This window comes from Synechococcus sp. CCAP 1479/10 (assembly GCF_019038515.1).
Taxonomy (GTDB): Bacteria; Cyanobacteriota; Cyanobacteriia; order PCC-6307; family Cyanobiaceae; genus Cyanobium.
The window spans coordinates 1-25,264 of record NZ_JAFKRJ010000032.1; the positions used below are offsets into that span (position 1 = coordinate 1).

General features: G+C 71.2%; 27 protein-coding genes, 1 tRNA gene and 1 pseudogene. 18 read left to right on the top strand and 11 right to left on the bottom strand.

What is annotated here, in order from left to right; translation table 11 throughout:
- A pseudogene (locus tag KUG39_RS11965) lies at positions 1-111 on the bottom strand (photosystem II D2 protein (photosystem q(a) protein)); the annotation flags it as partial.
- 181 nt (positions 112-292) lie between these two features.
- On the opposite strand from KUG39_RS11965, the gene KUG39_RS11970 reads away from it, so the two are divergent.
- From KUG39_RS11970 to KUG39_RS11985, 4 genes are all read left to right on the top strand, one after another.
- Complete coding sequence (locus tag KUG39_RS11970; RefSeq protein ID WP_094586658.1) at positions 293-556, top strand: UPF0367 protein family; 264 nt, start codon at positions 293-295, stop codon at positions 554-556.
- Positions 553-1,263: an ABC transporter ATP-binding protein gene (locus KUG39_RS11975; RefSeq protein ID WP_216915111.1), complete on the top strand. Its 711-nt coding sequence runs from the start codon at positions 553-555 to the stop codon at positions 1,261-1,263. The genes KUG39_RS11970 and KUG39_RS11975 overlap by 4 nt, the downstream gene beginning before the upstream one ends.
- A gap of 30 nt (positions 1,264-1,293) precedes the next feature.
- Positions 1,294-1,365, top strand: a tRNA-Asn gene (locus tag KUG39_RS11980).
- A 203-nt stretch (positions 1,366-1,568) separates the two neighbouring features.
- Positions 1,569-2,366 carry a response regulator transcription factor gene (locus KUG39_RS11985; RefSeq protein WP_190610518.1) on the top strand — a complete coding sequence of 266 codons (798 nt, stop codon included), beginning with the start codon at positions 1,569-1,571 and terminating at the stop codon, positions 2,364-2,366.
- A 9-nt stretch (positions 2,367-2,375) separates the two neighbouring features.
- On the opposite strand, the gene KUG39_RS11990 is transcribed toward KUG39_RS11985, so the two are convergent.
- Genes KUG39_RS11990 through KUG39_RS12000 form a run of 3 tightly spaced genes read right to left on the bottom strand, consistent with a single transcriptional unit; the run spans position 2,376 to position 6,422 of the window.
- Entirely contained in the window at positions 2,376-3,353 is a 978-nt protein-coding gene (locus KUG39_RS11990) for a DNA polymerase III subunit delta' (protein ID WP_216915114.1), read from the bottom strand.
- The gene (gene tmk, locus KUG39_RS11995) at positions 3,346-3,999 is read right to left on the bottom strand and encodes a dTMP kinase (protein ID WP_094586664.1); all 654 of its coding nucleotides are present in this window, start codon (positions 3,997-3,999) and stop codon (positions 3,346-3,348) included. Before tmk ends, KUG39_RS11990 begins: the two co-directional genes overlap by 8 nt.
- Positions 3,996-6,422, bottom strand: a complete 2,427-nt coding sequence (locus KUG39_RS12000; RefSeq protein WP_286193127.1) for a heavy metal translocating P-type ATPase — start codon at positions 6,420-6,422, stop codon at positions 3,996-3,998. The genes tmk and KUG39_RS12000 overlap by 4 nt, the downstream gene beginning before the upstream one ends.
- A gap of 117 nt (positions 6,423-6,539) precedes the next feature.
- Between KUG39_RS12000 and KUG39_RS12005 the strand changes: the two genes are divergently transcribed.
- Positions 6,540-7,061, top strand: coding sequence for a photosystem I assembly protein Ycf3 (locus tag KUG39_RS12005; RefSeq protein ID WP_094586668.1), 522 nt, complete (start codon positions 6,540-6,542; stop codon positions 7,059-7,061).
- Positions 7,062-7,082: 21 nt separating this feature from the next.
- On the opposite strand, the gene radA is transcribed toward KUG39_RS12005, so the two are convergent.
- Positions 7,083-8,546, bottom strand: a complete 1,464-nt coding sequence (gene radA / locus KUG39_RS12010; RefSeq protein ID WP_216915116.1) for a DNA repair protein RadA — start codon at positions 8,544-8,546, stop codon at positions 7,083-7,085.
- A 103-nt stretch (positions 8,547-8,649) separates the two neighbouring features.
- On the opposite strand from radA, the gene rpaB reads away from it, so the two are divergent.
- The 5 genes from rpaB (at position 8,650) to KUG39_RS12035 (ending at position 13,432) form a co-directional block, all read left to right on the top strand.
- On the top strand, positions 8,650-9,396 hold the full coding sequence (gene rpaB, locus KUG39_RS12015; protein ID WP_015110442.1) for a response regulator transcription factor RpaB: 747 nt from the start codon (positions 8,650-8,652) through the stop codon (positions 9,394-9,396).
- Positions 9,377-10,729: a phosphate acyltransferase PlsX gene (gene plsX / locus KUG39_RS12020; protein ID WP_094586672.1), complete on the top strand. Its 1,353-nt coding sequence runs from the start codon at positions 9,377-9,379 to the stop codon at positions 10,727-10,729. The genes rpaB and plsX overlap by 20 nt, the downstream gene beginning before the upstream one ends.
- A 73-nt stretch (positions 10,730-10,802) precedes the next feature.
- Entirely contained in the window at positions 10,803-11,810 is a 1,008-nt protein-coding gene (locus KUG39_RS12025; protein ID WP_216915121.1) for a beta-ketoacyl-ACP synthase III, read from the top strand.
- A gap of 27 nt (positions 11,811-11,837) precedes the next feature.
- Complete coding sequence (gene fabD, locus KUG39_RS12030) at positions 11,838-12,710, top strand: ACP S-malonyltransferase (protein ID WP_216915117.1); 873 nt, start codon at positions 11,838-11,840, stop codon at positions 12,708-12,710.
- Positions 12,707-13,432, top strand: coding sequence for a lysophospholipid acyltransferase family protein (locus tag KUG39_RS12035; protein WP_094586678.1), 726 nt, complete (start codon positions 12,707-12,709; stop codon positions 13,430-13,432). The genes fabD and KUG39_RS12035 overlap by 4 nt, the downstream gene beginning before the upstream one ends.
- Here KUG39_RS12035 and KUG39_RS12040 read toward each other — a convergent pair.
- From KUG39_RS12040 to KUG39_RS12050, 3 genes are read right to left on the bottom strand one after another with little or no spacing between them, the layout of a single operon-like run.
- Positions 13,374-14,084 carry a YdcF family protein gene (locus tag KUG39_RS12040; protein WP_353617380.1) on the bottom strand — a complete coding sequence of 237 codons (711 nt, stop codon included), beginning with the start codon at positions 14,082-14,084 and terminating at the stop codon, positions 13,374-13,376. The genes KUG39_RS12035 and KUG39_RS12040 overlap by 59 nt on opposite strands.
- The gene (gene tsaB / locus KUG39_RS12045; RefSeq protein WP_190610513.1) at positions 14,078-14,734 is read right to left on the bottom strand and encodes a tRNA (adenosine(37)-N6)-threonylcarbamoyltransferase complex dimerization subunit type 1 TsaB; all 657 of its coding nucleotides are present in this window, start codon (positions 14,732-14,734) and stop codon (positions 14,078-14,080) included. Before tsaB ends, KUG39_RS12040 begins: the two co-directional genes overlap by 7 nt.
- The gene (locus KUG39_RS12050) at positions 14,731-14,988 is read right to left on the bottom strand and encodes a Ycf34 family protein (RefSeq protein ID WP_094586684.1); all 258 of its coding nucleotides are present in this window, start codon (positions 14,986-14,988) and stop codon (positions 14,731-14,733) included. The genes tsaB and KUG39_RS12050 overlap by 4 nt, the downstream gene beginning before the upstream one ends.
- A 94-nt stretch (positions 14,989-15,082) precedes the next feature.
- Between KUG39_RS12050 and KUG39_RS12055 the strand changes: the two genes are divergently transcribed.
- Together KUG39_RS12055 and KUG39_RS12060 are read left to right on the top strand one after the other, a co-directional pair.
- Positions 15,083-16,348 (top strand): tRNA nucleotidyltransferase/poly(A) polymerase-related protein, encoded by a 1,266-nt coding sequence (locus KUG39_RS12055; RefSeq protein ID WP_353617642.1) that lies wholly within the window; start codon positions 15,083-15,085, stop codon positions 16,346-16,348.
- Positions 16,349-16,413: 65 nt separating this feature from the next.
- The gene (locus tag KUG39_RS12060; RefSeq protein WP_094586688.1) at positions 16,414-16,842 is read left to right on the top strand and encodes an RNA recognition motif domain-containing protein; all 429 of its coding nucleotides are present in this window, start codon (positions 16,414-16,416) and stop codon (positions 16,840-16,842) included.
- 51 nt (positions 16,843-16,893) lie between these two features.
- Here the strand turns inward: KUG39_RS12060 and KUG39_RS12065 are convergent, their stop codons facing one another.
- Both KUG39_RS12065 and KUG39_RS12070 read right to left on the bottom strand, forming a co-directional pair.
- Entirely contained in the window at positions 16,894-17,073 is a 180-nt protein-coding gene (locus KUG39_RS12065) for a hypothetical protein (protein WP_216915125.1), read from the bottom strand.
- 38 nt (positions 17,074-17,111) lie between these two features.
- Positions 17,112-17,630, bottom strand: a complete 519-nt coding sequence (locus KUG39_RS12070) for a Crp/Fnr family transcriptional regulator (protein WP_094586692.1) — start codon at positions 17,628-17,630, stop codon at positions 17,112-17,114.
- Between the two features lie 169 nt (positions 17,631-17,799).
- Between KUG39_RS12070 and KUG39_RS12075 the strand changes: the two genes are divergently transcribed.
- The gene (locus KUG39_RS12075; protein WP_216915127.1) at positions 17,800-18,822 is read left to right on the top strand and encodes an aromatic ring-hydroxylating dioxygenase subunit alpha; all 1,023 of its coding nucleotides are present in this window, start codon (positions 17,800-17,802) and stop codon (positions 18,820-18,822) included.
- 1 nt (position 18,823) lies between these two features.
- Positions 18,824-19,840, top strand: a complete 1,017-nt coding sequence (locus tag KUG39_RS12080; RefSeq protein WP_216915129.1) for a Rieske 2Fe-2S domain-containing protein — start codon at positions 18,824-18,826, stop codon at positions 19,838-19,840.
- Between the two features lie 23 nt (positions 19,841-19,863).
- On the opposite strand, the gene KUG39_RS12085 is transcribed toward KUG39_RS12080, so the two are convergent.
- Positions 19,864-21,072 (bottom strand): MFS transporter, encoded by a 1,209-nt coding sequence (locus KUG39_RS12085; RefSeq protein ID WP_216915131.1) that lies wholly within the window; start codon positions 21,070-21,072, stop codon positions 19,864-19,866.
- Between the two features lie 161 nt (positions 21,073-21,233).
- On the opposite strand from KUG39_RS12085, the gene KUG39_RS12090 reads away from it, so the two are divergent.
- The 4 genes from KUG39_RS12090 to KUG39_RS12105 are packed head-to-tail and all read left to right on the top strand — an operon-like array spanning position 21,234 to position 25,244.
- Entirely contained in the window at positions 21,234-22,277 is a 1,044-nt protein-coding gene (locus KUG39_RS12090; RefSeq protein WP_216915133.1) for an aromatic ring-hydroxylating dioxygenase subunit alpha, read from the top strand.
- Positions 22,274-23,371, top strand: coding sequence for a DevB secretion protein (locus KUG39_RS12095; RefSeq protein WP_216915135.1), 1,098 nt, complete (start codon positions 22,274-22,276; stop codon positions 23,369-23,371). Before KUG39_RS12090 ends, KUG39_RS12095 begins: the two co-directional genes overlap by 4 nt.
- Positions 23,368-24,555 (top strand): ABC transporter permease DevC, encoded by a 1,188-nt coding sequence (gene devC / locus KUG39_RS12100; RefSeq protein ID WP_216915137.1) that lies wholly within the window; start codon positions 23,368-23,370, stop codon positions 24,553-24,555. The genes KUG39_RS12095 and devC overlap by 4 nt, the downstream gene beginning before the upstream one ends.
- Before the next feature lie 5 nt (positions 24,556-24,560).
- A complete protein-coding gene (locus KUG39_RS12105; RefSeq protein ID WP_094586704.1) occupies positions 24,561-25,244 on the top strand; it encodes an ABC transporter ATP-binding protein in 684 nt (227 codons plus the stop codon).
- Positions 25,245-25,264 lie beyond the last annotated feature (20 nt).

Sequence of the window (25,264 nt, forward strand, 5' to 3'; positions counted from 1 at the left end):
CAGCAGCAGACCGGACCACCCCACGAAAACGAAGCGGTCGCGCTTGAGCCAGTCGTCGAGGACGTCGAACCATCCACGCGTGGCCGGAGCACGCCCTAGGGCGATCGTCATGGGAGGTGCTTCACGAAGCGTTACAAGGCGATCGTAAGAGAAGAGCCCCTTTCTGTGCGGCCAAGGAGGCCGTTGCCATCAGGGAATGAGTACAAGTACCCACCTCTCCTGGACGGCCGGCGATTCGCCAGAGTGGCCTGGCTCGCCCTCTCCACCGTCCCGGCCCCCAGCCCCCTCCACCATGTACGTCGTCGAGATCTCCCTCCGGCTCAGCCCCATGCCCGTTGCCGTCCAGCGCAAGGAACTGGACGGCGCCCAGGCCCTGTACGGGGACGTGCGTCAGGCGCTCGAGAGCGGGCACCCCAAGGTGCTCGAGCTCACTTGCGAGAAGGACGAGCAGAAGCGCGTCAGTCTGCTGAGCGGCGAGATCGTCGCCGTGCAGATTTATGAGAAGTCGTCGGTCGCCGGCGGTGGCAAGCGTCCCGGCTTCAACTTCGAGCCTTGAGCGCATCGGCGACCTCCGGGGCGGTCGAGCCCCCCCTGGAGATCGAGGGACTCCGCTTCGGCTGGGGCGAAGGCGTTCCGGCCCTGCAGGACTGCCGGCTGCGGATTCCGGGGCCGGGCCTGTGGATGCTCGTCGGCAGCAACGGCAGCGGCAAGAGCACCCTGCTGCGCCTGGTCGCCGGCCTGCTCACGCCGACGGCCGGCCGCATCACCTGCCAGGGCCGACCGGCCCTGGTGTTCCAGAACCCCGACCACCAGCTGCTGCTGCCCAGTTGCGGCAGCGATCTGCAGCTGGCCCTCCCCGAGGGACTCGACGGCGCTGCCCGTGCCGGGCGGGTGGCGTCGGCCCTGGCCCAGGTGGGGCTGGAGGGCCTGCAGCAGCGCCCCATCCACACCCTGAGCGGCGGCCAGAAGCAGCGGCTGGCGATCGCCGGGGCCCTGGCCAGCGCCGCGACACTGCTGCTCCTGGATGAACCCACCGCCCTGCTGGATCCGGACAGTCAGAAGGAGGTGCTGGAGCTGATCCATCGGCTCTGCCACCGCAGCCCATCCCCCCTCACCGCGCTGTGGATCACCCACCGTCTCGAGGAACTGGAGTGCTGTGACGGGGCCGCCCGCATGGAAGCCGGTGCGGTCGGCCCCTGGCAGAGCGGCGAAAGCCTGCGCCGCTCCCTGGCCCCCTTGCCCGCCGGCGGGGCCGAAAGGTAAGGTCTTCGGATCCCGGCCCGCCGGGTGTCTTCCTCGGTAGCTCAGTGGTAGAGCGGTCGGCTGTTAACCGATTGGTCGCAGGTTCGAATCCCGCCCGGGGAGTTTCTCCTTCCGCCCGTTGCCGGGCCCCATCACTCCGGTAACGGCCGGTGGCAGTGGTCGGCTGAGCCGGATTCAGCCCCCGGCCAGGTGCGCACCTGCACCCTCATCCCTGCAGTGTCAACGCAAAACCGCGACACTGTCCTCTCCCGTCCCCGTGCTCCCTACCCAGGCACCCACGACGACTCGCCTCGCCTCGAACACCCATGAAGCCCTCCATCCTGCTCATCGAAGATGACGGCGACATGCTCGATCTCGTCGCCGGACACCTTGAGCACGGCGGCTTCGATGTCCAGAGGGCCGCTGACGGCATCAAGGGCCAGGCCCTTGCCGTTCAGTACTGCCCCGATGTGATCCTGCTCGACCTGATGCTCCCCAAGGTCGACGGTCTCACCCTCTGTCAGCGCCTCCGCCGCGACGAGCGCACCGCCAAGATCCCCATCCTGATGCTCACCGCCCTCGGCAGCACCAAGGACAAGGTCAGCGGCTTCAACTCCGGCGCCGACGACTACCTCACCAAGCCCTTCGATCTCGAGGAGCTCATGGTCAGGGTCAAGGCACTCCTGCGGCGCAGCGAGCGCGCACCCCTCTCCGCCAAGCACAACGAGATCCTCAGCTTCAGCTCCCTCACCCTCGTCCCCGAGCGCTTCGAGGCCATCTGGTTCGACGCGCCCGTCCGCCTCACGCACACCGAGTTCGAACTCCTCCACTGCCTGCTGCAGCGCCACGGCCAGACCGTTGCCCCTTCCCTGATCCTCAAGGAGGTCTGGGGCTACGAGCCGGACGACGACATCGAGACCATCCGGGTCCACATCCGCCACCTGCGCACCAAGCTCGAGCCCGATCCCCGCAAACCCCGCTTCATCAAGACCGTCTACGGCGCCGGCTACTGCCTCGAGCTGCCTCCCGTCGATCAGATCGAACCCCTCGCTGCCGCCATCCGCTCCGCCAGGGAGGCCAGGCTCGCCGCGGTTCCCAAGACGGGCGAAGGGGCGGTGGCCTGAAGGCAGCCCTCAGCCACCTAGATCCAGCAGGGCCACCTCCCAGGCCAGCCGCGGCTGCACGTAGGCCAGCAGGTGGCTGCGCAGCTGCTCGATGCGCCGCAGGGGTGCCGGTTCCTGGCGCCGCCGCCAGAGGTGCAGCTGCCACCAGTCGAGCAGCCAGAGCTGCTGCTCGCCATCGAGGGCCTCGCTGAGGTCGCGGGCCAGGCCCAGGGCCTCCATCGGCTCCCGGCCCAGGGCCAGCAAGCGCTCCGCCAGCCCCTCGGGCAGGCCCTGCCAGACCCGCCGGTGGTGCAGCAGGGCGCCGGGAGATCCGGCGGCCAGCTCCAGCAGCTCGGGGGGATCGGCCACGGCCCGCTCCGGTGTCCCCTCGGCCAGCGGCAGCCGCCCCAGCACCTGGCGCACCAGGGCGGGGGACAGCCGCGCGAAGGGGATGGCCTGGCAGCGGGAGCGGATGGTGCTCAGCAGCCGGTCCGGCGTCGCCGTGAGCAGGATCAGCAGGCCGTGGCCCGGTTCCTCGAGGGTCTTGAGCAGGGCATTGGCGGCCGCTTCGGCCATCGCCTCGACCGTCTCCAGCACCACCAGGGAACGCTCCCCCTCCACCGGTCGGCGGGCCAGGAACCGGGTCACCTCCCGCACCTGCTCCAGGCGCAGCTGGGGGGGACTGCGGCGGCTGAGGCCCTGGGCCTCGGCCTCGGAAGCCTTCACCAGCCGGCCCTGGTGCAGGTAGGTGGGCTCGACCCAGAGCAGATCGGGGTGGTTGCCCGCCGCCAGGCGTCGCCGCAGCGGCACCGAACCGGCGGTGCCACCGGCGAGCACCCCCTCGAGCAGGCGCAGGGCCGCCAGCCGCCGGCCCACCCCGTCGGGGCCGACGAACAGGTAAGCGGGCGCCAGCCGCCGCCGTTCGAGGGCGGCCGTGAGCAGGGCCACCGCCTGGGGCTGGCCCACCAGATCGGCGAACAGCTCGGCATCGGCGAGCAACTCAGCCATGGCCCCCTGCGCCGGCGGCACCCAGGTGTTCCGTGATCAGGGAGCGGCAGCGGCCCGTCACCTGCTCGATCGGCCCTCCGGCCGCGACGCGGTGCCAGCCCCTCTCGGCGGCCAGGCTGGCGAAGCCGTCGCTGACCCGCTGCAGGAAGGCCTCGCCCGCGGCCTCGATGCGGTCGGCGGGCCGGTCGCCGCGGCGCTGCAGGGACCCGGCCAGGGGGAGATCCAGCCAGAGGGTGAGATCGGGCTCCAGGCCGCCGGTGGCCATCACTTCGAGCTGCCGGATGGTGGCCAGGGGCAGGCCGCGGCCATAGCCCTGGTAGGCCGCGGTGGAGCCGCTGAAGCGGTCGCTCAGCACCCAGTCGCCGGCGGCCAGGGCCGGACGCAGGCACTCCTCGACGTGCTGGGCCCGGTCGGCGGCGTAGAGCATCAGCTCGCAGAGGCTGCAGGGGGCGGCCCCCTCCGGCGGCCGCAGCAGCAGGGCGCGCAGGGCCTGGCCCAGGGCCGTCCCGCCGGGCTCCCGCGTCACCACCAGCCGGGCGCCGGGCGCCATCAGGCCGCTGAGCGGCAGCCAGGCACGCAGGGCCTCGATCTGGGTGGTCTTGCCGCAGCCGTCGATGCCCTCCAGCACCAGGAAGCGCCCGCTCATGGCGCGGAATCCCTTGGGAGACCCTGCAGGAGCAGGGCGTTGCCGACCACCGTGATCGAGCTGAAGGCCATCAGCAGGGCCGCCAGTTCGGGCGAGAGGCTCAGGCCGAAGCCCGGCAGGAGCGCACCGGCGGCGATCGGCAGGACGATCAGGTTGTAACCGAAGGCCCAGGCCAGGTTCTGGCGGACCTTGGCCATGGTGCGCCGGGCGATCTCCAGGGCCCGGACGATGCCGTCGAGTCCCTCGCCCATCACCACCAGGGCCGCGCTCTCCTGGGCGATCTGGGTGCCCGTGCCGACGGCGATGCCCAGGTCGGCGGCGGCGAGGGCAGGGGCATCGTTGATCCCGTCACCCACCATCGCCACGGCCCCCTGGCGATGGGCCAGCAGGAGCCGTTCCAGCTTCTGCTCGGGTCGCAGTTCCCAGGCCAGCTCCTCGGGCCGCAGGCCCAGCCGGTGGCCCAGACCCTCGACGCTGGCGCGCCGATCACCGCTGAGCAGGCCCAGCCGCAGCCCCAGCCGCCGCAGGCGGGTCACGGTGGCGGCGGCATCGGCCCGGGGCCGGTCCTCCACGGCCAGGAGTCCCAGCAGCCGGCCCTCGGCGGCCACCGCCAACAGGGTGGCACCACCCGATTCCAGGTCCTGCTGCAAGGCCGTGGCGGCGGGCTCCGCCATCACCCCCTGGCGGACCAGCCAGTCCATCCGGCCCACCCGCACCAGGCCGGTGCCCTCCACCAGCCCCTGCACCCCTTCGCCGGGGAGGGCCTGGGCCTCGCTGACGCTCAGGTGGGGAAGCCCCCGGCACTGGGCCTCCTGAAGCACGGCGTGGGCCAGGGGATGGCGGCTGTGCTGCTCGAGGCTCGCCGCCAGCTGCACCAGCCCGTTGGCGCCAGCCCCCTCCTCGGGGCTGCCCGGGGCCGCCCCCACGACCCGGACGGCCGTCACCAGGGGACGGCCGATGGTGAGGGTGCCGGTCTTGTCGAACAGCACCGCCTCCAGCCGGGAGGCGGTCTCGATCGCATCGCCGCCCCGGAACAGCAGGCCGGAGCGGGCCGCCAGCCCGGAGCCCACGGTGATCGCCGTCGGCGTGGCCAGGCCAAGGGCGCAGGGGCAGGCCACCACCAGCACCGCGATGGCCAGCTGCAGCCCCAGGCTGAAGGGGGTGCCGGCTGCACCGCCGTCATGGGCCAGGGCGCCGTGGGCGTGGGAGAGGTGCCCATGGGCCCCGTGGCCAACGGCCGCGCCCATGGTGAGAACCTCGGGCCAGTGCCGGCATCCCCACAGCCACCAGAACAGCAGGGTGGCCAGCGCCAGCAGCAGCACCACGAGGGTGAAGCGGCCGGCGACCCTGTCGGCCAGGCCCTGGATCGGGGCCTTGCGGGCCTGGGCCCGCTCCACCAGGCGCACGATGCGGGCGATGGCGCTGTCGGCACCACGGCGGCGCACCTCCAGCACCAGGGAACTCTCGAGGTTGAGCAGACCGGCGGCCAGCTCGCTGCCCGGTTCGACCGACTGGGGCAGGGGCTCGCCGGTGAGGCTGGAGGCATCGACGCGCGAGCAGCCCTCCAGCACCACCCCATCCACCGGCACCCGGTCGCCCGGCAGCAGCCGCAGCCGGTCCCCCGGCCGCAGCCCGCCCACCCGGACCTGGCGGGGGGGGCCGTCGCCCAGGAGCAGCAGGGCATGGTCGGGCTGGAGGGCGCCCAGCTCCTCGATGGCCCGGCCGGTGCGGTAGCGGGCGCGCTCCTCCAGGAAACGGCCGGTGAGGACGAAGCCGAGCAGCATCACCGGCTCGTTGAAGTAGCAGGGCCAGCCGCTGGCCGGCCACAGCCAGCCCACCAGGCTGGAGAGGTAGGCGCTGGCCACCCCCAGTCCCACCAGGGTGTCCATGCCGGGCACCCCGGCCAGGGCCGAGCGGACGCCGCGGACCAGGATCGGCCGGCCGGGGAAGGCCAGGGCCAGGGTGGCCACCAGGGCATGGAACCAGGGGCTGCCCAGCAGCGGCCAGGGACCGCGCCAGGCCAGCAGACCGGCGTCGGCCAGGTGCCCCAGGCCGGAGACAAGCAGCAGCAGCAGGGCCACCAGCAGCTGGCGCCAGTGGCGCCACCACTGCTCGGCCTGGCGCTGCTCCCGCTGGCTGGCGGGCTCCGGCTCCTGGGGGCGCAGGCGGGCCTGGAAGCCCAGGCCCTCGAGGCTGCCCAGCAGGGCGGGCAGCGGATCCACGCCGACCCCATCGGGACCGTCAGAGCGGGGCTCCAGGTCGACCCAGGCCGTGCGGGTCAGCAGGTTGACGCTCGCCTGGCGCACCCCTTCGGTCTGCAGGAGGCGCTGCTCCACGGCGCGGACGCAGCCGCCGCATTTCATGCCCTCCACATCGAGGAGCAACGGCTCGCGGGAGCTGCTGGCGGGGGGGGTGGCGCTCAAGCGGGGGGTGCCGGTGCTGGGTGCCGGAGCGGGGGGCCGGGCCCCAGGCTAGGGAGCCGCCACGCCGTTGCCCCGGCCGCCCAAGGCAGGATGGGTGGAAGATCCGGACCTGGACCCTTGCCCCGCTCGCAGCGCAACGACAACTTCATCGACAAGAGCTTCACGGTCATGGCCGACCTGATCGTCAAGCTGCTGCCGATCGATCCCAAGGCGAAGGAGGCCTACGTCTACTACCGCGACGGCCTGTCGGCCCAGAACGACGGCGACTACGCCGAGGCGCTGGAGAACTACGAGGAGGCCCTCAAGCTCGAGGAGAACAGCATCGACCGGGGCGAGATCCTCAAGAACATGGCGATCATCTTCATGAGCAACGGCGAGGAGGAGAAGGCCCTCGACTTCTATCGCCAGTCCCTGGACGCCAACGGCAACTCCCCCTCCTGCCTCAAAAACATGGGGCTCATCTATGAGAAGTGGGGGCGGCTGGCGGAGGAGACCGGCGACCAGGACGCCGCCGACCGCTGGTTCGACGAGGCCGCCGCCTACTGGACCAAGGCGGTGCGCCTCTACCCGGGCGGCTACCTGGACATCGAGAACTGGCTCAAGTCCTCCGGCCGCAGCAACGTCGACGTCTACTTCTGAGCCGCGCTCCCTGGGCCGCTCTCACGCGGCGGGGTTGACCCCCAGGCCGGCCACCAGGGCCTCCGCCACCGTGGCCGCCTCCAGCAGCTGCAGGCCCAGGCCGGCCGCCACCGGCCCGAGGGCGCTGCCGCGGGGCACCACCGCCCGGGCGAACCCCAGCCGGGCCGCCTCCTGCAGGCGCAGCTCCAGCTGGCCCACGGGCCGCAGCTGCCCCCCCAGGCCCAGTTCCCCCAGCAGCACCGTGCCCGCCGGCAGGGTGAGGTCGCGGTAGCTGGCCACCACGGCGGCCGCCACCCCCAGGTCCGCCGCCGGCTCCTCCACCTCCAGGCCGCCCGCCACCGCCAGGTAGCAGTCGAAGCGGGACAGGGGCAGGCCCATGTGCTTCTCCAGCACCGCCAGGATCTGGTGCAGGCGGTTGGTGCCGATGCCGGTGGCGGTGCGCCGCGGGCTGGCATAGCTGGTGGGGCTGACCAGGGCCTGAACCTCCACCAGCAGCGGGCGGGTGCCCTCGCAGGCCACGATCGTGGCGGTGCCGGGGCTGGGGCCATCCCCGGCCAGGAACAGCTCGCTGGGGTTGCTCACCTCCACCAGCCCCGCCCCCCGCATCTCGAACACCCCCAGTTCATGGGTGGCGCCGAAGCGGTTCTTCGCCGCCCGCAGCAGCCGGTGGCTGGCGAAGCGGTCCCCCTCGAAGGTGAGCACCGCATCCACCAGATGCTCAAGCACCTTGGGGCCCGCCAGCATCCCCTCCTTGGTGACGTGCCCCACCAGCACCAGGGCGGTGTGCTGCCGCTTGGCGATGCGCTGCAGGGCGGCCGCACATTCCCGCACCTGGGACACCGACCCGGGGGCACTGCCCAGCTCGGCGTCGTGCAGGGCCTGGATGCTGTCGATGATCGCCACCTCGGGCCTCAGGGTCTCCAGCTCCTGCAGCACCAGCTCCAGGTCGGTCTCCGCCAGCAGGCGCAGGCCCCCGCTCTCGCCGTCACCCGCCTCCGGCAGGGCATCGGGTTCCGCTCCGGGGCCGTCCTCGGCCAGGCGCCGCCAGCGCAGCTTCACCTGCTGGGCCGACTCCTCGGCGCTGACATAGAGCACCACCGCCCGGGCGGCCATGGCCCGGGCGCTCTGCAGCAGCAGGGTGCTCTTGCCGATGCCCGGGTCGCCCCCCAGCAGCACCAGGGAACCGGGCACCAGGCCGCCCCCCAGCACCCGGTCCAGTTCGCCGTAGCCGCTGGCCAGACGCTGCAGGGGCCGGTCCCCCACCGCCTGGATCGGTTCGGAGCGGCGCGGCCGCCCCGGCGTCCCGGCCCCGTCAGCCCCCGGAGCGGCGGCGGCGGCCACCGGCCGGCGGCGGCGGCTGTCGCCGCTCGGCTCGCTCTGCTCCACCAGGGTGTTCCAGCCGCCGCAGCCGGAGCAGCGGCCGAAGAACTGCCGCGTCCTGGCCCCACAGGCCTGGCAGACGAACGAGGAACCGGGACGGGCCAAGGGGAGCGGGCGGTGTGTATGAAGAAAGGTGGCGTTCGGTGAATTCCCGACCTTCCGGCCGGTTCAGTGGGTCGGAACCGTGTTGCATTCTCCTCGCCGCGCAATGACGGCCTCCCCCACCGCCAAGGAAACGATCCTCGTCGTCGATGACGAGGCCAGCATTCGCCGGATCCTCGAGACGCGCCTCTCGATGATCGGCTATCAGGTGGTCACCGCCAGCGACGGCGAGGAGGCCATCGAGGCCTTCCACCGCGTCCTGCCGGACCTGGTGGTCCTCGACGTGATGATGCCCAAGCTCGACGGCTACGGCGTCTGCCAGGAGCTGCGCAAGGAATCGGACGTGCCGATCGTCATGCTCACCGCCCTCGGTGACGTGGCTGACCGCATCACCGGCCTCGAGCTCGGCGCCGATGACTACGTCGTCAAACCCTTCAGCCCCAAGGAACTGGAGGCGCGCATCCGCTGCGTGCTGCGGCGGGTCGAGAAGGACCCGGGCGCCGGGATCCCCAACTCCGGGGTGATCCAGGTGGGCGATCTCCGCATCGACACCAACAAGCGCCAGGTGTACAGGGGCGACGAGCGCATCCGCCTGACCGGCATGGAGTTCAGCCTGCTGGAGCTGCTGGTGAGCCGCTCCGGCGAGCCCTTCAGCCGCGGCGAGATCCTCAAGGAGGTGTGGGGCTACACGCCCGAGCGTCACGTGGACACCCGCGTGGTGGATGTCCACATCTCGCGGCTGCGCTCCAAACTGGAGGATGATCCGGCCAACCCCGAGCTGATCCTCACGGCGCGGGGCACCGGCTATCTGTTCCAGCGCATCGTTGAACCCGTTGCCACCGAAGGATCCTGAAGGCGCAGGGCGCGACGGCCGTCGCTTCGCCTCCAACCGCCCCAAACCCAACCGCACGATCCGCCGCCTGGTGATCTGGTACCGCCGCAATGCGGCTGTCACCAGCCTCGTGGGCACCGCCACCGCCACCGCCAGCGGCGCCGCCTCCGGGGCGGTGTCCGTGGCCGGCAGCATGGCCGGCGCCGCCACCAATGTGGCGGGATCCGTGCTCCAGCCCCTGGTGTTCGACCCCCTGCGGCGTCTGCAGCAGGGCAGCCACACCGGCGCCGCCATCGACGACCGCCAGCGCCTCTGGGTGGCCGTCGACGGCATGGGCGGAGACCACGCCCCGGGGCCGATCCTGGAGGGCTGCCTGAGGGCCGTGGCCCTGCTGCCCCTGCGCATCCGCTTCGTGGCCGAGCCGGAGCCGCTGCGGCAGGCGGTGACGGCCATGGGCCTGGGCCAGGAGCTGGAGGAGGCGGTGCAGCGTGGCCTGATCCAGCTGGTGCCCAGCGGCCCGTCGGTGGGCATGCACGAGGAGGCCACCGTGGTGCGCCGCAAGCGCGACGCCAGCATCAACGTGGCCATGGACCTGGTCAAGAAGGGCGAGGCCACCGCCGTCTATTCCGCCGGCAACTCCGGCGCCGTGATGGCGGCGGCGATCTTCCGCCTCGGCCGGCTGGCCGGCATCGACCGCCCGGCCATCGGCGCCCTGTTCCCCACCAAGGACCCCAGCCAGCAGGTGCTGGTGCTCGACGTGGGGGCCAACATGGACTGCAAGCCCGAATGGCTGCACCAGTTCGCCCTGCTCGGGAACATCTACAGCCGTGACGTGCTGCAGGTGAAACGGCCCCGCATCGGCCTGGTCAACATCGGCGAGGAGGAGTGCAAGGGCAACGACCTCTGCCTGCGCACCCATCCGCTGCTGGCGGCCGACGAGCGCTTCGTGTTCGCCGGCAACTGCGAGGGGCGCGACATCCTCTCCGGCGACTTCGACGTGGTGGTCTGTGACGGCTTCACGGGCAACGTGCTGCTCAAGTTCCTCGAATCGGTGGGCAGCGTCCTGCTGGACGTGCTGCGGGCCGAGCTGCCCCGGGGACGCCGGGGCAAGGTGGGCTCTGCGTTCCTGCGCAGCAACCTGGTGCGGATCAAGAAGCGCCTCGACCACGCCGAGCACGGCGGCGCCCTGCTGCTCGGGGTCGATGGCATCTGCGTCATCGGCCACGGCAGCAGCCGGGCCCTCTCGGTGGTGAGCGCCCTGCGGCTGGCCCACTCCGCCGCCAGCCACGGCGTCATGGACGACCTGCACGCCCTCGGCGAGGGGAGCGCCGGAGTGGCAACCACCTGTGGTTGACTGTGGCCACCTGTGAACCGAATGGGTGCCGCTCGGCTCAGACACGACGGTGACCACGGCCGCCTTGCGGGGCATGGCCCTGGTGGGCTGCGGACGCGCCCTCCCCGCCGCCAGCATCAGTAACGACCAGCTGAGCGAGCGGGTCGAGACCAACGACGACTGGATCCGCAGCCGCACCGGCATCGGTGCCCGGCGCGTGGCCGGCCCCGGGGAAACCGTCACCAGCCTGGCCGCCGAGGCGGGTCGGGCGGCCCTGGCCCATGCGGGCTGGGCCCCCGAGCAGGTGGATCTGATCCTGCTGGCCACCTCCAGCCCGGACGACCTGTTCGGCACCGCCCCGCGGGTGCAGGCGGCCCTGGGGGCCCACCGGGCGGTGGCCTTTGATCTCACCGCCGCCTGCAGCGGCTTCCTGTTCGCCCTGATCACGGCGGCCCAGTACATCCGCGGCGGCACGATGCGGCGGGTGCTGGTGATCGGCGCCGACCAGCTGAGCCGCTGGCTCGACTGGGACGACCGCCGCACCTGCGTCCTGTTCGGCGACGGGGCCGGTGCCCTGGCCGTGGAGGCCTGTGACCCCGCCGACGACGGCCTGGTGGGCTTCCGCATGCGCTCGGACGGCAGCCGCAACGCCTGCCTCACCCTGGCCCAGGTGGCCGAACACCAGCCGTTGGTGGGGGATCTCTCCGCCCAGGTGGGCGGCTTCGCGCCGATCCACATGAACGGCCAGGAGGTCTACAAGTTCGCCGTGCGCGAGGTGCCTGCCGTGCTGGCGGAGCTGCTGGAGGCCACGGGCACCGCCGCCACCGACGTGGACTGGCTGCTGCTGCACCAGGCCAACCAGCGCATCCTCGACGCGGTGGCCGATCGCTTCGCCATGCCCGCCGAGCGGGTGCTCAGCAACCTTTCGGCCTATGGCAACACCTCCGCCGCCACGATCCCGCTGATGCTCGACGAAGCCGTCCGCGATGGGCGGGTGGGCGCCGGCGACCTGATCGCCAGCAGCGGCTTCGGCGCCGGCCTCAGCTGGGGCGCCGCCCTGTTCCGCTGGAGCGGTCCGGGGGTCCCCCCAGCCGAGCCCTAATCTCCTGCCGTTGCACGGGAGGCTTGCATGGCCATCGCCTGGGTGTTTCCGGGACAGGGTTCGCAGAAGCCGGGGATGGCCGAGGGGGTGATCGACCTGCCGGGGGCCCGGGAGCGTTTCGATCGGGCCTCCGAGCTGCTCGGCCGTGACCTGCTGGCCATCTGCGCCGGAGACGAGCTCAACGACACCCGCAACACCCAGCCGGCCCTGTTCGTGGTCGAGAGCCTGCTGGTGGATGCGCTCCACGGCCAGGGCCGCAGCCCGCGGCTGGTGGCAGGCCACAGCCTGGGTGAGCTGGTGGCGCTCTACGCCGCCGGGGTCTTCGATGCCGAGACCGGCCTGAAGCTGATGCGCCGCCGCAGCGAACTGATGGCCGCCGCCGGCGGCGGCGCCATGACCGCCGTGATGGGCTTCGACCGGGACGAGCTCGAGCAGGCGGTGGCCGCCACCGAGGGGGTGGTGATCGCCAACGACAACAGCGCCGCCCAGGTGGTGCTCTCCGGCACCCCGGAAGCGTTGGCCAGTGTCACGGCGACGGTGCGCTGCAAGCGGGCCATCCCCCTGGCGGTGTCCGGCGCCTTCCATTCCCCCTTCATGGCCGGCGCCGCCGAGGCCTTCGCCGCCGAACTGGAGGCGGTGCCGTTCGCTGACGCCCGGATCCCCGTGCTCAGCAACGCCGATCCCCGGCCCGAGACCGACGCCACGGTGCTCAAGGAGCGCCTGCGGCAGCAGATGACCATGGGGGTGCGCTGGCGGGAGACGATGGACCGGCTGCAGGCCGAGGGGATCAGCACCGCCGTGGAGATCGGGCCGGGCAACGTGCTCTCCGGCCTGATCAAGCGCAGCTGCCCCGGGCTCGGCACCGCCCAGATCGCCACCTCCGGCGACCTGGGCCAGTGAGACGCCGCCGCCGCCCCCCCGCCGATCCCCCCGCCCTGCTGAGCACGCCGAAGCCGAGCCTGACCTACCGGCTGATCAGCTACCTGCTGGTGTTCCCTGTGTTCCGGGTGCTGTTCCGGGGCCGGACCACCGGCAACGACAACGTGCCCCTGGAGGGGGCCGTGGTGGTGGTGGCCAACCACGGCTCCCACCTGGATCCGCCGCTGCTGGGGCACGCCCTCGGCCGGCCGGTGGCCTTCATGGCCAAGGCGGAGCTGTTCCGGGTGCCCCTGCTGGGGCCGATCATCCGGGCCTGCGGCGCCTACCCGGTGGAGCGCGGTGCCGGCGACCGCGAAGCGATCCGCACCGCCACCGACCGGCTGCTGCAGGGCTGGGCCACCGGCGTGTTCATCGACGGCACCCGGCAGGCGAACGGCCGCGTCAATGCCCCCCAGCCGGGGGCGGCCCTGCTGGCGGCCCGGGCCGGGGTGCCGCTGCTGCCAGTGGCGATCATCAACAGCCACCGGGCCCTGGGACCCGGCGGCCACGGCCCGAGGCTGGTGCCGATCCACATCCGCATCGGCACACCGATCCCGCCGCCGGCCTCCCGGCGCCGCCCCGACCTGGACGCCGCCACCCGCGCCGCCCAGGAGCAGATCAACCGGATGCTCGACCTGGGTCCGATCAGCGGATCCCTGCTTTTTCCAGCCAGGGAGCCACCCGCTCTTCCACCCACGGCCTGATGTCCTGACCGCTGATCACCCAGAGGGCCGCCCGGGCGCCGTCGCCCCAGAGGCGCCGCCGGCCCTCGACGACGCAGAGCTCGCCGCATGACACCGGAACCGGGGTGAGATGGATGCCGCGGCTGCCGGCCACGATCCGTCCCACCAGCAGGGCCCGCTCCATGTGGTCGGCGGAGGTGACCAGCAGGGCATGGCGGATGCGTGCCTTGCGCAGGTCGTCCACCAGGGAGGTGAAGTTGGACATCGTGTCGCGGGCCCGGTAGTCGAGCTGGACCTGGCGGGCGGGCAGACCCTCCTTCTGCAGGAACAGCCAGTGGGCGTACTCGGGGTTGGTGCCGCCGGTGACCACCACCGGCAGGCCGTCCACACGGGCCAGGCGGGCCGCCGCCGCCTCCCGATCCGCATCCCCCCCCAGCACCAGGATCATCTGGGGCGGCGGCGGCGTGGGCCACCAGCCACCGCGCGACAGCCACAGCAGGGCCAGTCCCGCCAGGCCCGCCAGCACCACCCGCCCCGAAACCGGTCGCCGGCGGCGTGGCCCGCGGCGGGAGCGCTGGGGGGCGACGGGCGGGGGCATGGCGGCGGCGGCTGGGCGACGGGAGCGGCGACGGCGCGGCCGCGGCTCGGGGCGGGGTCCGGGGCGGCTCAGCATGGGAGCGCCTCCACCGGGCTGGTGGGATAGAGGGGCAGCACCGGTTGCCAGGGGGCGTCCCGCCCTTCCGCGGCGTTGGCAGCACCGATGCCCAGCAGCTGGATCACGTCCTCCGGCAGCTGCACCTCGGCCGGATGGATCGGGTACGGGGTCAGCGCCTCGCTGCCCCGATGGAGACGGGGCGCCTCCAGCTCGGCGACGCCACCGGGCTGGTCCGGGTCGGCGCCGTAGAGCCCGGCCACCACACCGCGCCGCGGCAGTTCCTGCAGCAACCAGAAGGGGCCTTCGCTGGGGGGCTCGGATCCGGTGAGCAGGCGGCGGGCCATCAGGCGGAAACTGCTGATCCCGTCCAGGGGCAGCGCCAGCTGCTGGGCCAGGGTGCGGGCCAGCACCACCGTCAATCGGGTGCCGGTGAAGCCTCCGGGGCCGGTGGCCACCGCCAGGCGGCCCAGCCGGGGCCAGGCGCTGGCCGGCAGCACCGACTCCAGACACTCGAACAGTCCGTTGGAGAGGGAGCGGCCGAGGGGGAACGTCTCCAGCCGCTCGGGCGCCGCCGCCCCGAGGCGCTGCAGCCCCACGCCGAGGCTCTCGCTGGAGCTGTGCAGCGCCAGCAGCCAGGGGCGCCCGTCCGGATCGGGGAGGACACTCATCGGGGCAGGGGTCCGTCGGGGCGACAGCGACGCCAGCGGCCCGGGTCGGAGCGGAAGTCGGAGCAGGCGCGCACGTCCCACTCCACCCCGACGCTGGTGCCGGCGGTGTCGAGATCGATCACCTGCACGTGGATGCGCGGCTGGCGGGGGCTGAAGTCAGGATGGGGATTGAGATGGGCGACGCCATGCTGGCGCTCGACCGCGTGGTAGGCCTGACACCGCTCGACCCAGTGGCAATCCACGCAGATGCACATGCCGCCGCGGCCCAGCAGGGCGCCCATTGTGGCGTGGGAGCCGGGACGTCAAGTCCCTGAACTGTGGCGGGCCCTGGCGCCCGAGACCTGGCCGGTGGCCCTCCACCAGCTGCCGGCGGGCACGGCGCTGGTTGGGGGGGCGGTGCGGGACGGCCTGCTGGGCCGCCTGAGCGCCCGGCCGGATCTGGACCTGGTGGTGCCCGTGGACGCCATCGACCTGGCCCGGCGCCTGGGGCGGCAGCTGGGCGGCAGCTGTGTGGTGCTGGACCAGGAGCGCTCGATCGCCCGGCTGGTGCTGCAGGGCTGGACGATCGACCTGGCCCGCTGCGCCGGTGAGGATCTGGCCGCCGATCTCACCCGCCGGGACTTCACCGCCAACGCCATCGCCCTGCCCCTGGAGGGAGCGACGCCGTCAGGCCGCAAATCGGCCGCGGATCTGCGGCTGATCGACCCCTGCGGCGGCCTGCCGGATCTGGCGGCAGGCCGGCTGGTGGCCATCAGCGAAGCCAACCTGCTCGATGACCCCCTGCGGCTGCTGCGGGGGGTGCGGCTGGCCTGCGAACTGGCGTTCAGCATCGCTCCGGCCACCTGGGAGCTGATCGGGCGCCATCGGCAGCGGATCACCGCCGTGGCCGGGGAGCGGGTGCTGGCGGAGCTGGAGCGGCTGGCCGCCGCTCCCGAGGGGCACCGGGGGCTGGAGCTGGCCCTGGAGGCGGGGCTGCTCCAGCCCTGGGGGGCCGCCGACGGGTCCGGGCCCCAGCTGGAGCCCCTGGGGCCGCAACGGCCGGAAGCCTGCGGCCTGATGCCGCCGGAGGCGGCCTGGGCCCTGCCGCTGGCGCGGCTGGCGGCCGTGCTCGACGGCCCGACCCTGGAGCGGCTGCGGGCCAGCCGGCGCCTGCAGCAACGCTGCCAGCGGCTGCGTCACTGGCACGACCGTCTCCAGCGCAGCGATTCGCCCCGGGGCGGGCCGTCCCTGGAGGCCCTGGACGAAGCGGATCGGCTGCAGTTGCACCGCCAGCTGGAGGAGGATCTGCCCGCCCTGCTGTTGCAGCTCGATCCCATGGCGGCAGGGGCGGCCATGGAGCGGTGGCGCAACCCGGCGGATCGCCTGTTCCACCCCCGCCCGCCCCTCGACGGCCGCCGGCTGCAACAGCTCCTGGCCATACCGCCAGGGCCCCGTCTGGGCCAGCTGATCGATCACCTGACGGCCGAACGGGCCTTCGGTCGACTTGGCGGAACCGCAGCGACGGACACAGCGGAGTTGACCGACCCGCATGCAGTTGATGAGGCCGTTGCCGCGGCCCGGCTCTGGCTTGACCGCCGGGGACCCGGCGCGGACCCGGACCCACGGCGTGATTAACTGCTGGATGCAATGGCGCGATCGCACCGCCTGCCAGAGTTTTTTCCTTTCCTGAGCCCCTCCCCATGAGCGTTCGTCTCTATGTCGGCAACCTGCCGCAAACCTTTGATGCCAAAGAGCTGGATGCTCTCTTCTCGAGCGTGGGAGAAGGGGTTCGCTTCAAGGCCGTGAACGACCGGGAGACCGGAACCTGCCGTGGCTTCGGCTTCGCCAACGTCGACGACCTGGCCCAGGCTGAGGCCGTGATCGCCCAGCTCAACGGCAAGGACTTCGGCGGCAGCACCCTGCGCATCGAGATTTCCGAGCAGCGCCGTGAGGTCCGCGGTGCCGCCGGCAACGACCGCCGCCCCGGCAGCGCCCCCACCGCAGCCCGCAAGAGCGTCAACAAGGTGGTCCATGCCGACGCCGTCGGCGAAGGCGCCCCCGATCCCCGCTGGGCCGGCGAGCTGGCCAAGCTGAAGAGCCTGCTGGCCAACCAGAAGGCCGCGGTCTGATCCGGCACCGCCACTCCCCTGGCTCACCATCCCGCCGGAGCGGAGGCGGTGTCAGGGGAGAAAGGCCATCAGCCCGACCACGCCCACGAAGATCGCCAGGAACAGAAAGCCCATGCGGCTCATCCTGCGCTCGTGGTTGTCGATGCCGGCCTCGACGTCGGCACTGATCAGCTCCCGGAATTCGGAGAGGGCGTGCTCCTTGTCTTCAGGGGGGACCGGCTGGATGCTCATGGAACGGGACCAGTGGTGATGGGCTGCGTGAACGGGGCTCAGCCCCGGTGAAAGTACCAGTAGGAACCGATCGCCAGAAGCACCATCAGCACGATCGGAACGGCGATGGCAGCCATGCCGCTGTGGCTGCGCACCACCCGGCCCTCATGGGCGACGACCGCATCGCGGATGCTCGCCTGCATCTCCTCGCGCAGCCGGGCCAGGTCGGACTCCAGGGTCTCGTTGGTGTAGAGGTCCCGGAGGCGGTCGAAGACGCTGCGTCCGAGCACCAGGCTGCGCTCGGGATGCTCGAACAGCAGGTCCATCAGCTCGTCGCGGTTGAAGACGAGCAGCTCGGTGGGCTGGGAGGCCCTGGCGGTGTGGGTGCGGGCCCGGCCGTCGATGAGCTCCACCTCACCGAACACGTGGCCCGGGCCATGGCGCCCGTCGATGCCTTCTCCGGTTTCGGGATAGAGGGTGACCAGTTCGATCGCCCCGGTGCGGACGAGATACACCTCCTGACCACTGTCTCCACTTCGGTAGGCGAACTCACCGGGGTCCAGGTGAAGCTTGCGCAATGGTCGCCACTCAACAGAAACCGATTCTAAATCGTTCAGCAATTCCTTCAGCCGGTTCATCTTGGATCCAGGCCCCATCGGTGCTAAACAGGGTCGGTCGGCCCGTGGAACCCGTGTCGCACCCAGCTCAGGAACGACCTGAAGAACCCCCTGAAGCACGACCCGAGGAATGACCCAGGGACTCGAGAACTTCTGGTATGCGGTGGAGCATGCCCACGGGCTTCGCGACCAACCCGTCTCCGTCACCCTCCTGGGGCGCCGCTACCTCCTCTTCCGTGATGCGGCCGGCCAGGCCCATGCACTGGCCGACTACTGCGCCCACCGCGGCGCCAGCCTGGCCAGGGGATGGGTGGAGGGCTCCTGCGTGCGCTGCCCGTACCACGGCTGGAGCTATGACGTGGATGGGCACTGCGTCCGGATTCCGGCCGACCCCCCGGGAACACCCATCCCGGCCCGGGCCCGGATGGCCACCTTCCCCATCCGGGAGCAGTCCGGCTTCCTCTGGATCTTCCCCGGCGAGGCCGATCGGGCCTCCGAGGTGCCCATCCCCCCATTCCCGGAACTGGGTCAGCCGGGCTGGCGGGCGGTGAGCGGGTCCTACACCTGGAACGCCCACTTCAGCCGGGTGGTGGAGTCGGCGCTGGACACCTCCCACGCCCCCTTCGTGCACCGGCCCTTCTTCGGCAACCGGGAGGACGCGAGCGTGGAAAGCCTGGAGATCGTGAGCGAACCGGGCCTGGTGTCCACCCATCACAAGCTGAAGCCGCCGGCCCGGGTGGGCCTGCTGAAGTACATCGTCAAGAGGAAAAGGAGCCACTCCAGCTCCACCCTCACCGGCTACCTTCCCAACGTCAACAGAATCGCCCTGGACTTCAACTGGAAGGGGTATCAGTACATCTATTTCGCCAGCAACATCCCCGTCGACGACCACACCACCCTCACCAAGTGGATCGGCGTGCGCAATTTCCTGCCCTACGGCTGGGCCGACGGCAACTCGATCCGCAACACGGTCGACACCTACGAGGAGGACAAGGCGGTGGTGGAAACCCAGCCCCCGGGCCCGTCCTGGAGCACCCAGGGGGATGAGCTGCTGCTGGCCTCCGACCAGCTGATCCTGGCCTACAGGCGTGCCCTGGCCCGGGCCTGCCCGGCCACCGCCCCCGTGCCCACGCCCCCGGTCCCCACGCCCTGAGATGCCGACGCCGTCCCCCTGGCCCACCGACTGCTGGTATGCCGTCGGACTCTCCAGCCAGGTGAGCGACCAGCCCCTGGCCCACCGCTTCCAGGGCCGGGAGGTGGTGCTGATGCGCGATGGCGGCGGCCGGGTGCTGGCCTTCGATGGCCGCTGCGCCCACCGGGGCTGCTCCCTGGCGGGGGGCTGGGCGAAGGGGGACAGCCTGGTCTGTCCCTACCACGGCTGGCAGTACGACGCCCAGGGCACCTGCGTGCACATCCCGGCCCTGCGGGCCGAGGAGTCGATCCCGCGCCAGGCGCGGCTGCGCACCTTCCCCACCCGGGAGCGGCACGGGTTCGTCTGGCTGTGGCTCGCCGGCGGCCAGGCCAGCCCCGATGGCGATGTGCTCGACATCCCGGAACTGGACGGGCTGACCCTGCGGGCCGGCGGTGACATGGCCTACACCTACGCCACCCATTTCACCCGCACGATCGAGAACGGCATCGACCCCACCCACGCCGCCTTCGTGCACGGCAAAAGCATCGGACGGGTGGACCCGACCACCGATTTCAGCCTCGAGCACTATCCGGTGCAGGTGGAACCCGGCAGCCTCTACGGGCGCATGCCGATCAAGGTCAAGAAGCTCAACGGGCTCACCCGCCTGCTGCTGAAGGGGGACAGCGCCAATGCCTACAAGGAGTACCGCTTCCTCTACCCCAACGTGGTGGTCTCGATCATCCATTTCGGCGCGGTGACCCTGGCGGCCCTGCAGGCCCATGTGCCCGACAACGACGGCGAAACCACCGTCCGGGTCACCAACGGCCGCAATTTCCTCACCGCCACGCCGGTGCTGAATCGCCTGTTCGATCGCGTCACCCTGGACACGGGCCTGCAGATCTCCAAGGAGGACGCCGCCGTGATCAGCGAGCAGGAACCCAAGAGGGTGAGCTTCCGGGGCTCGAATGAGGTGCTGATCGAGTCCGACCTGATCCTGGTGGAGTACCGGCGGATGATGCGCGAACACGCCCGCGCCTGAGACGCCGACATCAGAGCGCCAGTTCAGCCGGCGATGTCGACGGGGACAGCCGCCGGCTCCCTGACGCCGCGCAGCAGGGGCGCCCCCAGCAGGCAGACCACCGCCTGGAGCAGGAAGCAGAGGGTGGGGGAGAGGTCGTAGAGCACCCCCGCCAGCATCGGACCCAGGGCACTGGCCAGGCCCGTGAGGGCCAGCAGGCTGCCCAGCATCACGCCCTGCCGGTTCTCCGGGACCAGCCGCGAGACCAGGCTGCGGGCCGTGGGGATCACGCAGGCCGCCCCCACCGACAGCATCACGGCGGCCGTGACGATCACGACGGCGGCGCCGGCGCCGAACACCCGGGCCAGGGGGATCAGGGCGATGCCGGCGGCGACCGCCAGCAGACCGTAGATGTTGAGGCGGGCCTCCCCATGGCGCCGCACCAGCGGGCCGGTGAGGGCCACCTGCACATAGGTGACGGTGAGGCCGACGATCACGAAGATGCCGCTCGACTGCGAGGCCGACCAGGAGAACTGATCCTTGAGATAGAGCACCAGCAGGGTGGTGAAGCCGCTGAAGGCGAAGTTGAAGCAGCAGAAGGCCAGCGCCACGCGGTTCGCCTTCGGCAGCGCCAGCAGGGCCATGACCGGGGCCAGTCCGTTGATCTGGGACCACTGGAAGCGGGGCCTGTTCTGGAGCGGCAGCGTCTCCTTGAGATACAGAAACGCCATCAGGAAGTTGTAGGCCGCCAGGGCGGCGGCCACGAACACCGGAATGCGCATGCCGAATCCCACGAGCGCCCCCCCCAGGGCCGGGCCGGCGATGGCCCCGAGGCCGAAGGCGGCGCCGCTGATGCCGAAGTTGCGGGCCCGGTTCGCCGGGGTGGAGATATCGGAGATGTAGGCCTGGGCGGTGCCGACGGTGGCCGTGGAGACGCCGTTGATCGCCCTGGAGAGAAAGATCAGCCCCAGGGTTCCGGCCAGGCCGAACATGAACAGGGACAGACAGTTGATGGCCACGCAGAGAAGGATCACCGACCGCCTGCCGCAGGCATCACTGAGGGAACCGATGATCGGTGACGCCAGCACGGAAAACAGGGTGGCCGTGGAGGCCAGCAGCCCCAGGGTGAGTCCGTCGGGAGAGAACTTCTCGAGGATGAAGGGAAGCAGGGGATAGACGATGTTTTCGCCCAGCTTGTCCAGCAACAGGGTGAGAAACACGATCGCCAGGGGACTGCGCAGCTTGCGAATCACTTGCGAATCATTCGGACGGCAGTGTGGGGCGACCCAACCTTGGCGGCGGCGCCAATCTAGGGGGTGTCGCTCTCTCGATCGGGACGCTTCGCTTAAGATCCGCGCAGCATCGGCAGAGCATGTCATTGGCTGGGAGCGCCTCAGAGACATCCCCTCCCCAGGTGTCTCAACTGGCCCGGAACTGCTGGTACGCCGTCGCCTCTTCGTTCGCCTTCCGCCAGGGTCCGGTGGCCGTCCCCTTCGCGGGCCACGATCTCGTGCTCTTCCCGGATGCCGAAGGCCGGCCCAGGCTGTTCAGCGACCGCTGTCCCCACCGGGGGGCCTCCCTGGCCCTGGGGCGGCTGGAGGAGGGCGGCTGCCTGCGCTGCCCCTTCCACGGCTGGAAATTCGCCGCCGACGGGACCTGCCTTGAGGCCCCCGCCGAGCCGGCCGGCTCCAGCCCTCCGGCGCGCAGCGACCTGGTGGGTGAGCGGCCGGCCGTCGAGTCCCGGGGCTTCATCTGGATGTGGTGGGGCGAGGGCCCGCCCGATCCGGCCCTGCTGCCCGATCTGCCCGTCTTCCCGGACGACGCCTGGGGCCATGTGGAGAGCAGCTTCGACTGGGACACCCACTTCAGCCGGGTGATCGAGTCCAACCTCGACAATTCCCATGCTTACTGGGTGCACAAGAGCACCTTCGCCAGCCAGGATTCACCCCTGTCGATCCCCGTCGATCTCCGCAAGGAGGACCGCATGATCGCCGCCACGGTGAGCTTCGAACTGCCGGTGAAAGGGGTCCTGAAGCTGCTGCGCACCCTGAGCGGCCAGAGCGGCCCCCTCTGCGCCACCACCACCTTCAGCTTCTATTACCCCAACCTCAACATCGTCGACACCAGCATCGGCGACCAGCTGCGCTTCGTCTTCTTCAACGCCAGCCTTCCCCAGAGCGACACCCACACCCTGGCCCGCTGGGTGAAGTATTCCAAACGCAAGCGCCTGCGGCTGCCCGGCAGCGAAGCCCAGTCGATCGCCATCTCCCGCACCATCTTCCAGGAGGACCATGGGGTGGTGCGCAGCCAGCGACCGACCCCCGTCCCCCTGGATCTCACCCAGGAGCGGCATGTGGCCTCCGACATCCTCTCAATCGAGTACCGCCGCATGCACCGCCGCTGGCTGGGCGCGGATCCCGCGGTTACCATGGCGCGCCCGGAGCCCCTCGGTTCGTGACGGAAACGCCGCACGGCGACAGGCTGGAGGGCCTGCAGCGCACCTGGCGGGAGCGGGCCTGGGGCAGCGGCCGCCGCAAGGTCGTCACGGTGTCGGTGCTGGCCGTGCTGGGGCTGGCGGGCTGGCAGCTGACCCACCGCCCCGCCCCGCCGCCACCGCCCCTGGCGCCCCGGGCCGTGACCGCCCTGGGACGCCTCACCCCCCAGGGGGGCGTCGTGTCCCTCTCCACCGCCTCGGGCAACAGCGGCGGCTCGGAGGTCGTCGACAAGTGGCTGGTGCCCGAGGGGGCGGCGATCCGCCGCGACCAGCTGCTGGGGTTCCTCAGCAGCTGGGCCAGTCTCCGCAAGGGGGTCGTCCAGGCCGAGAGCCAGCTGGCCCTCAGCGAGGCCAAGCTGGCCCAGGTGGATGCGGGGGCCCGCCAGGGGGCCCGTGCCAAGGCCGAGGCGGATCTCAAGGCCGAGCAGGTGGTGATTCCCTATCTCAAGATCAGCCAGCAGAAGAGCGTGGAGCTGTTCAAGGCCGGGGCGATCTCCGAGGAGGAACTCGGCAAGGCCGATGCGGCCCTCGCCCAGGGCCAGGCCAACATCCAGGCCCTCAAGGGCACCCTCTACGACAACCTCACGGTCCGCCCGGTCGACCGGGAGGTGGCCCTCGCCGACGTGGCGGTGGCCAAGGCCAACCTGGCCCAGGCCCGCAGCCAGCTGCGGAACGCCGAGATCCGCTCCCCCCTCGACGGCAAGCTGCTGCGGATCTACAGCTGGCCGGGCATGAAGGAAACCGACCAGGGGCTCGCCCAGATTGGCCAGATCGGCGCCATGCAGGTCTGGGCCCAGGTGTTCCAGAGCGACATTCCCCAGGTGCGACCTGACCAGCCCGTCGAGATCTGGCCGGAGAGCGGCGGCTTCAGCGGCAAGCTGCAGGGCCGGGTCCTGGACATCACCGGGGAGGTCTCCGACCGGGATCTTTTCAGCGTCAATTCCAACAACAACGTCAATGCCCGGGTGGTGCTGGTGAAGATCGCGCTGACCCCCGCCGACTCCGCCCGCCTCGCCAAGCTCAGCGGGCTGAACGTGAACGTCCGCTTCCTGCCGTGATCGGCCGCTCCCTGAAACGCAGCCTGGGCGATCTGCCGGTGGCCTGGCTGCAGCTGAAGCGCCAGCCGATCCGCTACCTGGTGGCCGTCACCGGCATCGGCTTCGCCGCCCTGTTGATGTTCATGCAGCTGGGCTTCCAGTCGGGTCTGCTCACCAGCGCCACCACCTTCTACCAGGCCCTGATCACGGATCTGGTGGTGATCAGCCCCGGCACCCGGGACAGCGGCGCCTTCCAGCAGTTCCCCCAGTCCCAGCTCTATCAGTCGCTGGGGGTGCCGGGGGTGGCCGATGTCATCCCCGTCTATGTCGCCAATGTGAACGCCCAGCAGATGGGCGGGATCAAGCCCACCAGCCTGCGCCTGATCGGTTTCGATCCCGACCAGCAGATTCTCGATCTGGCGCCGGTGCGCGAGCAGATCGACCGCATCCGCACCCCCGGCTACGTGCTCTTCGACGCGGCCGGCAACAGCAACACCGGACCGGTCGCCGCCGCGGTCAAGGCCCAGGGGAGCCAGACGATGATCCTCTCCGACTACTCCAAGACCTTCCGGGTGGTGGGCCTGTTCCGCCTCGGCTCCACCTTCGCCGCCGACAGCAACCTGATCAGCAGCGACACCACGGCCCTGCAGCTGGCCTACAAGCAGATCAACGAGGGCGAGATCTCCATGGGCCTGATCCGCGTCAGCGATCCGGCCGCCATCGCCCCCGTTCAGCGTCACCTGCGGGCCCTCTACGGCAGCCAGCTGCAGGTGTTCACCAAGCCCGAACTGATCGCGAACGAGCAGAACTACTGGAACACCAGCTCCTCCTTCGGCATCATCTTCGGCTTCGGCACGATCATGGGTCTGCTGGTGGGTGGGGTGATCGTCTATCAGGTGCTGTACACCGATGTCAGCGACCACCTGCACGAGTACGCCACCCTCAAGGCCCTGGGCTTCCGCAACCGATTCCTGCTGATCCTGGTGCTGCAGGAGGCCTCGATCCTGGCGATCTCCTCGTTTGTTCCCGCCCTGGTGGCTAGCGCCGCCCTCTATGCCTTCCTCACCGCCGTCTCCGGCATCCAGATCGTGATGACCACCGACAAGACCGTGCTGGTGTTCAGCCTCACCATCGGGGTCTGCGCCGTGGCGGCCGCCATCGCGCTCAACAAGCTGCGGGACGCGGATCCGGCCAGCGTCTTCTGATCCCGATGCTGCCTGTCGTCGCCGAGAATCTGCGCCACGCCTACGGGGAAGGTCCGCTGCGCAGCGAGATCCTGCACGGGATCAGCTTCACCGTGAACCCCGGTGAGATCACCCTGCTGGTGGGGCCCTCCGGCAGCGGCAAGAGCACCCTGCTCACCCTGGTGGGGGCGCTGCGATCCGTCCAGGAGGGCTCCCTGCGGGTGCTGGGCAGTGAGGTGCGGCGCTCCAGCGAGCGGATGCGGGTGGAGATCCGCCGCCGCATCGGCTTCATCTTCCAGAGCCACAACCTGGTGGCCTCCCTCACCAGCCTGCAGAACGTGGCGCTCGTGCTGCAGCTGAGCGAGCCGGACCCCGAGCGGCGCCGGCACCGGGCCACCGCCCTGCTCGAGGCGGTGGGTCTGGGCCACCGTCTGCACCACTTCCCCTCCGAGCTCTCCGGCGGCCAGCGGCAGCGGGTGGCGATCGCCCGGGCCCTGGCCCCCGAGCCCGATCTGGTCCTGGCGGACGAACCCACCGCCTCCCTCGACAGCAGCTCCGGCCAGGAGGTGGTGGCCCTGCTGGGCGACCTCTGCCGCAAACGGGGCAGCTCCGTGCTGCTGGTGACCCACGACCTGCGCCTGCTGGATGACGCCGATCGGATCTGGGCCATCGAAGATGGCAGGGTCGAACCCTGGAAGGGGTCCCATTGAGTCCCCCGACCCCAGGCCCC

What these genes read in the sequence shown, in the direction of transcription:
- KUG39_RS11970 (WP_094586658.1), top strand. Translation starts at nt 293, where the DNA reads ATGTACGTCGTCGAGATCTCCCTCCGGCTCAGCCCCATGCCCGTTGCC.
- KUG39_RS11985 (WP_190610518.1), top strand. Translation starts at nt 1,569, where the DNA reads ATGAAGCCCTCCATCCTGCTCATCGAAGATGACGGCGACATGCTCGAT.
- KUG39_RS11990 (WP_216915114.1), bottom strand. Translation starts at nt 3,353, where the DNA reads ATGGCTGAGTTGCTCGCCGATGCCGAGCTGTTCGCCGATCTGGTGGGC.
- tmk (WP_094586664.1), bottom strand. Translation starts at nt 3,999, where the DNA reads ATGAGCGGGCGCTTCCTGGTGCTGGAGGGCATCGACGGCTGCGGCAAG.
- rpaB (WP_015110442.1), top strand. Translation starts at nt 8,650, where the DNA reads ATGACGGCCTCCCCCACCGCCAAGGAAACGATCCTCGTCGTCGATGAC.
- KUG39_RS12025 (WP_216915121.1), top strand. Translation starts at nt 10,803, where the DNA reads ATGGCCCTGGTGGGCTGCGGACGCGCCCTCCCCGCCGCCAGCATCAGT.
- fabD (WP_216915117.1), top strand. Translation starts at nt 11,838, where the DNA reads ATGGCCATCGCCTGGGTGTTTCCGGGACAGGGTTCGCAGAAGCCGGGG.
- KUG39_RS12040 (WP_353617380.1), bottom strand. Translation starts at nt 14,084, where the DNA reads ATGCTGAGCCGCCCCGGACCCCGCCCCGAGCCGCGGCCGCGCCGTCGC.
- tsaB (WP_190610513.1), bottom strand. Translation starts at nt 14,734, where the DNA reads ATGAGTGTCCTCCCCGATCCGGACGGGCGCCCCTGGCTGCTGGCGCTG.
- KUG39_RS12050 (WP_094586684.1), bottom strand. Translation starts at nt 14,988, where the DNA reads ATGTGCATCTGCGTGGATTGCCACTGGGTCGAGCGGTGTCAGGCCTAC.
- KUG39_RS12060 (WP_094586688.1), top strand. Translation starts at nt 16,414, where the DNA reads ATGAGCGTTCGTCTCTATGTCGGCAACCTGCCGCAAACCTTTGATGCC.
- KUG39_RS12065 (WP_216915125.1), bottom strand. Translation starts at nt 17,073, where the DNA reads ATGAGCATCCAGCCGGTCCCCCCTGAAGACAAGGAGCACGCCCTCTCC.
- KUG39_RS12075 (WP_216915127.1), top strand. Translation starts at nt 17,800, where the DNA reads ATGACCCAGGGACTCGAGAACTTCTGGTATGCGGTGGAGCATGCCCAC.
- KUG39_RS12080 (WP_216915129.1), top strand. Translation starts at nt 18,824, where the DNA reads ATGCCGACGCCGTCCCCCTGGCCCACCGACTGCTGGTATGCCGTCGGA.
- KUG39_RS12105 (WP_094586704.1), top strand. Translation starts at nt 24,561, where the DNA reads ATGCTGCCTGTCGTCGCCGAGAATCTGCGCCACGCCTACGGGGAAGGT.